The following is a 6,326-nucleotide window of genomic DNA, read 5'->3' on the forward strand; positions in this document are numbered from 1 at the left end:
GAGACGGGGGGCGGGGAGGTGCGGATGGAGCTGCGCGGCGAGTCGAACCCGTATCCGGACTGCCCCACGCCGGTGGCCTGCCACACCTCCACGTTCGACGTGGCGACGGAGAAGTGCGTGGAGGCCGAGGAGCCGGACGGCACGGCGTGCGACCCGGGCAACGCGTGCCTCCAGGACGCCACGTGCACGGCGGGGCGGTGCAAGGGGGCGGAGCGCGTCTGCGACGACGGCAACGCGTGCACCACTGACGTGTGCAACCCGCTGGACGGCTGCACGTCGGTGCCGGCGCCGCCGTGCCCGGGGGATGGGAAGTGCCAGGTGGGCGCGTGCGACCCGAAGGTGGGGTGCACGCTGGCGAAGGCGCCGGACGGGATGTTCTGCGGCCCGGAGCGCGGCTGTGACGCGGCGGACGTGTGCCTGGACGGGACGTGCCAGCGCCGCGACCCGCCGGACAACTTCACCTGCGCGCCGGCCAGCCCCTGCCAGGGACCCGGGAAGTGCAAGGGCTCCGTGTGCGAGCGCCCCGCCGCGACGGCGCTGGCGCCGGACTGGACCTACGACGCGGCCTCCAACGGCGAGGCGCTGCATGACCTGCTGGTGGGGCCCACGGGGGACGTGACGCTGGTGGGCTTCTTCGTGCCGGCGCTGCTGGACGCGGCGGGCCCGGTGCCGGTGCGCGCGAGCACGTCCGGGCGCCGGTGCATGCTGTGGAACGACCGGCTGTTGTGCATGGACCTGCCGCTGTCCGGGCAGGTGTCGCTGTTGGACCGGGTGACGGGCGCGCCCCGGTGGACGTTCGACCTGACGACGGCGAGGCCGGATTTCGCGCAGGGGCTGACGACGCTGTTCATGGCGCGGCTGGGGGTGATGCAGCCGGACCGGCTGGCGGCCCTCTTCGAGGCGTACCCGGCGGGCATGTCGCGCGACACGCTGTGCCGGCAGTACTTCCTGGTGGTGTTGGATGCCTTTGGCGGGATGGTGTCCGCGCAGGCGTTGCAGGATCCGCTGCTCGCCGAGTGCAACCACCCGCACCCGTACGGCGTGGCGTCCGACGCGGCGGGCGATTTGTACCTGGCGTTTGGACAGACGCAGAACGTGGGGGCGCCGCTGTATCCGGGAGCGCCGACGTTGTTGATGGCGTTCTCGCAGGACGGGGTGCCGCGCTGGCGCAAGACGGAGGCCTTCGCCGCGGGGGAGCTGGCCATCGTGAACGGGGTCCTGCTCAACGAGCGCTCCACGCAGGCGCTGCGCACGCAGGACGGGCAGCCAGTGGGTTCACAGACCTTCCCCCGGGGGCTGGGCCGCGCGCTGGCGACCTCCGCGTACGTGATTCCCTCGCCGTCCGAGGACGACACCGCGGGCGGGTGGACGCTGGAGGGCTACGCGTTGCCGAACCTCACGCCGTCCTGGACGCACGGGTTCCAGGGGTGGCCGGGGCCGGTGGCGCCAGAGGTGCGGCTGGCGAGCTGGACGACCTGGCCGGGCCAGCCGCCGGAGACGGTGGTGGTGGGCACGGGCATGAACGCGACGGGGCCGGTGCTGTTCGCGGTGAGCGCGAAGGACGGCAGCCAGGTGTTCCAGTGCCCGGTGTCGAACGCGGCCACGCCCGCGCAGTTCCTGGAGCTGGGGCCGGACAGCATCGTGATGATGGACGGGGCGAAGACGTGCGGCGATTGCGATCCGCCCTACGCCTACAGCCAGGCACGCTTCCGGCGCTTCCCGATTCCCGGCCTGAAGCCCGCGGAGGAACCCTGGCCCGGAACGTTCGGCGGGCCAGGGCACGACCATCATGAGGACCCGGTGCGCGGGCGCTGAGTCGTCATGACGTGCATCACGGCGTGAGCGCGGTCCAGTCGCTGTTGGGCACGGCGACCGAGAAGTTGTACGTGCCGTTGGTCCAGCACAGGCCGTAGGGGCCCAGCTGGGTGCTGTTGCTGGTGGTGAGCGCGGGCCAGGCGCTCACGGTGTAGATCTGGATGCCGGAGGCGCGCACGCGCGGGAACGCGGGGCAGCGCTGCGCCACGTCCATCAGGTAGTGCGATTCCCACATCGTCCAGCCGGTGGCGAAGCCGGAGTTGCCGCAGATGGGCGTCAGCTTCTCCTCCCAGAGCCCCAGGGTGAAGTTGTAGAGCAGGCCGTGCGCGCAGCCGCTGCCGTCCTTGTAGGCCTCCGTGAAGTAGCGCTCCTCGCCGTCCAGCACGCGCACGTACTTGCCCTTCCACGTCGCGTCCATGCCCTCGAAGGTCTGCCAGCCGGTGGCGCCGTCGAAGCCGCAGTGGTCCCAGAAGCCGTGCGCGTGCGCCGTCGTCGCCATGCCCGAATAGCGCCAGTGCGCCGTCACCGTCTCCACGCACACGTTGCCCGCCGGCATGTGCGTGGGCGCATAGATGGTCGTCCCAATCGCGTTGTCCGGGATGACCAGGTCCGTCTGCGCGTCGTTGGCCGCGAAGATGCCCTGGCCCTGCGTCACCCAGAAGCCCCGGTCCCCGGAGCCCGGGAAGATGTCCGGGATGGGGTCGCGCGGACGCGGACGGCTGGACCGCTCCGGCAGCCGCGCCGCCGCGCCCTTCAACACCTCGTTCGCCTGCGGCTGGGTGTTGGGAATCGCCCGGCCGTGCACCGACTCGTCGAAGGGCTCCGGCGCCGCCGTCAGCTCCTGCCCCTCCGGCACCGGCACGCCGTACGGCAGACGGGCCGTCGTGTCCTCCGCCAGCACCGGCGCGCCCACCAGCCCCACCACCACCGTCACGGCCTTCCACGATGTTCCACGCATGTGTTGTCCCTCTCCGGTTGGAGTTGAGAGGGATTAAAACAGATTAAGCAGTAAAAATAGCAATAGTGGATTACCGTCGAGTCAGGTCCAGGATGTGCCCCTCGCGCAATGTTCCATCCGTGTCGTGCGTGAGGGGCAGGCCCACCGCGGTGACGTCCCGGGGCCGGGTGCGCGTGAGCCATCCCAGCCAGGCGCAGAGCGCGGCATCCAGCTGGTCGTGCGTGCACGTTCCCAAATCTCCGAAGCGCAGGCCGGAGGACTCCAGCAGGGCCTGTCTCCGGGCGCGTCCCTCCGGCGTGGACTTTGCCCCCAACTTCTCCACAGCCAGCGCGCGCCAGGTAGCGCCGGGGAAGGCTTCGAACAGGCGCGCGTGTGACAGCGACGGCGTGTCCAGGTCCAGCATCGGCACCCGGGCATGGGTCCGCAGCGCGGAGAACAGCAGCACGCTGCCGCGCACGAAGCCCGCGAAGGGCGCACCGGGCAGGGGCAGCACGTCCGGGGTGCGGCCCGGAGCACGCAGCTTCCGCTCCGCGTCCCGCACCTTCGCGCCGGGGTTCGCCAGCGCCTGCGGCCCGTCCACCACCACCACGTCGCCGGGCCTTGTGGCGAAGGCCTCCGCGAGCGCCTCCGGGTCCAGCCCATGCCCGGCCCGTGCCGAGGGCCAGACGCGCTGGGAGAAGCGCACGCGGCCGTCACCGTCCACGATGGCCTCGTCCACGGGGCGGGGCGCTCGGGCGAAGGGGTCCGTCAGGTCCCAGCCCACGAAGCGGCGTGCGTCCGTCATCGCGTGCCTTCCTGCTGCGGGGCCGTGCACCGGACGTTAAGAGGGGCCGCCTTCACTTCCACCCAAGGTGACACGCACATGCACTACCGTCCGCTGGGCCGCACCGGCCTGTTTGTCTCTGAACTGTGTTTCGGCGCCATGACCTTCGGTGGCGAGGGCTACTGGAAGAACATCGGGCAGCAGGGCCAGTCGGAGGCCGACGCGCTGGTGGGCCGGTGCCTGGACGCGGGCATCAACTTCTTCGACACCGCGAACGTGTATTCGTATGGGCAGTCGGAGGAACTGCTCGGCAAGGCGTTGGCGGAGAAGCGCTCGCAGGTGGTGCTGGCCACCAAGGTGCGCGGCCGCATGGGCCCGGGTCAGAACGAGACCGGCCTGTCCCGCTACCACATCTTCGACTCCGTGCACGCGAGCCTGAAGCGCCTGGGCACGGACCACATCGACCTCTTGCAGATCCACGGCTACGACGTGGCCACGCCGCTGGAGGAGACGCTGCGCGCGCTGGACGACCTCGTGAGCCAGGGCAAGGTGCGCTACCTGGGCGCGTCCAACCTGGCCGCATGGCAGCTGATGAAGGCGCTGGGCTTGAGCGACCACCGCGGCCTGTCCCGCTTCGAATCGCTCCAGGCCTACTACTCCATCGCCGGCCGCGACCTGGAGCGCGAGCTGGTGCCGCTGATGAAGGACCAGCAGGTGGGCCTGATGGTGTGGAGCCCGCTCGCGGGCGGCTTCCTCTCCGGCAAGTACCGCCGCAATGCCGAAGGCCCCGAGGGCGCTCGCCGCACCACCTTCGACTTCCCGCCCGTGGACCGCGAGCGCGCGTACAACGCCATCGACGTGATGGATGAGGTCGCGAAGGAGACGGGCACCACCGTGGCGCGCGTGGCGCTCGCGTGGCTGCTGCACCAGCCGCACGTCACCACCGTCATCCTCGGCGCGAAGACGCAGGCCCAGCTGGAGGACAACCTGGCCGCGTCCGAGCTGCGCCTCAGCCCCGAGCAGCTCTCGAAGCTGGACGCCGTCTCCAAGCTGCCCCCTGAGTATCCGGGCTGGATGGTGGAGCGTCAGAACGCGGACCGCTTGCCGCCGGCCCGCTGAGCAGGTTGCTCGCGGAGTCCCACGCGTACGGAGTTTTCCATCATCGCTGGATGGACCCGACCTGACGCGTCTCAACGACGCACCGTGTGAGCACGGTGCGTTCGTTTTTACAGTCCGTCGGGGACAGCAGGCGCGGCGAGGTGCGCGTTCCCCTGCGAGTCTCGTGGCGAAAGCGACGCTGGGTGTTTGGGATTGGGACGGGTTCCCGATATCTTGGGGACTGCGAAGCGTTCGGTCACTCGAGCGCGTTCCATGGGGCCCACGCGCTTGTCCGACGGCACTCCGGTGCGGTCGGCATCCACGTGGAAGGTAGGACGGTCGCCCGGATGACCTTGGAGGTCCGGTGTGCGGCGTCTCTTTTTGCTTCGTGGGGGGCCTATCCGGGCCCCGGGAACTCCCCGGGGCCCGGCTAACCTTTCCCGGTACCGCTGCTAGTTCGAGGCGTCGAGGCGCGAACCGCCGCTGACGTCCAGGTTGGAGCTCTGGGGCCGCTTCGACAGGCGGATGATGCTGCCGCCTGAGGCGTCACCGGAGACGCTGGCGGGGGCATCGGCCTCCACGATGGAGCCGCCGCTGGCCTCCACCTTCAGCTCGCTGATGCCCTGGAGCTTCTGGGCGTGCACCTGCGCGCCGCCGCTGGCCTCGGCCTCCAGCTGTGTCGCGCGGCCGGTCAGCGTGATTTCGGAGCCGCCGCTGGCCTCGGCCTCCACCTGCCTGGCGTCCACGCCGCGCACGGTGAGGACCGAGCCGCCGCTGGCCTCGGCGTCGAGCTCGCCGGACGCGGTGACGTCCGCGTTCATGTGGCTGCCGCCGCTGGCCTCCAGGTGGTCGATGCGGGGCGAGGACACGATGAGCTTTACCTTGCCTTTGAGGCCGCTCCAGCCCTTGCGCTCCACGCGCGTGGTGAGGATGCCGTCCTCCACTTCCAACTGGAGGCGGGCGAGGTTTTCAGGCGAGCCCTCGAGGCGGACGGACTTCGGGCCCACCTTCACTTCCGCGTGCATGCCGTGGCTCACGGAGACGCCGTGGAAGTCCTCGACCTGGCGAGTCTCGCCGGAGCCCTGGGAGGGCCTGGCCGCGTCTTCCGCGTGAGCGGTGCAGGCGGTGGTGGCGAGGCAGCAGGCGGCGAGCAGGGACAGCGAGGACATCCTCATGGGCGGCTCCGGGCGAGGCGCGAGGACGTGGGAGCACGTCCCGGCGGAATGCCTCGGGTACGGAGGACCCCCGCGAGTGATTGCGTGGCGTCGCGAGAACCTGTCCGACAGTCGGACAGGTTCAGGGATTGGCCAGCATCTCCAGGGGGACGCGGACGGAGGTGGTGTCGTCCGGTTTGATCTCCACCAGGAGCTTCAAGAGGCGGCCGGTGCCGTCCGTGAGCTTCAGGGTGTGCCTGCCCACCGGGAGGGCGACCTTGGTGAGCGGGGTTTCGCCCAGGGAACGGCCGGCCAGGGACACGCGGGCGGAAGGTTCCGTGACGAGGGTGAGGAAGCCCTGGGGCGCGGCCGCTTCTGTGGCGCTGTCATCCGGGGCGGGGAGGTCGGCCTCCGAGTCGTCGGCGGGCGCGGCGGTGCGGGACTTGCCGCGGGCCGGGGTGGCCGCCGGGTCGCTGGCGTCGCGCTTGGCCTTGCGGACGGGGGTGCGCGTCTTCGCCTTCGGGGCCTGGGCGTCGTC

At 70.8% G+C, this 6,326-nt stretch carries 6 protein-coding genes; 2 read left to right on the top strand and 4 right to left on the bottom strand.

All coding sequences use genetic code 11. The annotated features are described in order from the left end of the window. Positions 1-1,815 (top strand): tenascin-X (locus tag D7Y21_RS39600; protein WP_121718475.1); only part of this gene is annotated, 1,815 nt, incomplete at its 5' end. Between the two features lie 16 nt (positions 1,816-1,831). Here D7Y21_RS39600 and D7Y21_RS39605 read toward each other — a convergent pair. Continuing rightward, positions 1,832-2,773 carry a hypothetical protein gene (locus D7Y21_RS39605; protein ID WP_147469515.1) on the bottom strand — a complete coding sequence of 314 codons (942 nt, stop codon included), beginning with the start codon at positions 2,771-2,773 and terminating at the stop codon, positions 1,832-1,834. A 70-nt stretch (positions 2,774-2,843) separates the two neighbouring features. After that, on the bottom strand, positions 2,844-3,557 hold the full coding sequence (locus tag D7Y21_RS39610; RefSeq protein ID WP_121718477.1) for a DUF429 domain-containing protein: 714 nt from the start codon (positions 3,555-3,557) through the stop codon (positions 2,844-2,846). Positions 3,558-3,635: 78 nt separating this feature from the next. Here D7Y21_RS39610 and D7Y21_RS39615 point away from each other — a divergent pair, with 78 nt between their 5' ends. Further along, positions 3,636-4,655, top strand: a complete 1,020-nt coding sequence (locus D7Y21_RS39615) for an aldo/keto reductase (protein WP_120564700.1) — start codon at positions 3,636-3,638, stop codon at positions 4,653-4,655. Between the two features lie 431 nt (positions 4,656-5,086). Here D7Y21_RS39615 and D7Y21_RS39620 read toward each other — a convergent pair whose 3' ends face one another. Both D7Y21_RS39620 and D7Y21_RS39625 read right to left on the bottom strand, forming a co-directional pair. Then, the gene (locus D7Y21_RS39620; protein WP_120564701.1) at positions 5,087-5,809 is read right to left on the bottom strand and encodes a head GIN domain-containing protein; all 723 of its coding nucleotides are present in this window, start codon (positions 5,807-5,809) and stop codon (positions 5,087-5,089) included. A 121-nt stretch (positions 5,810-5,930) separates the two neighbouring features. Next, on the bottom strand, positions 5,931-6,326 hold a 396-nt coding region (locus D7Y21_RS39625), incomplete at its 5' end, for a PEGA domain-containing protein (protein WP_121718478.1).

The sequence above is a fragment of the Corallococcus sp. AB045 genome (assembly GCF_003668895.1).
GTDB lineage: Bacteria > Myxococcota > Myxococcia > Myxococcales > Myxococcaceae > Corallococcus > Corallococcus coralloides.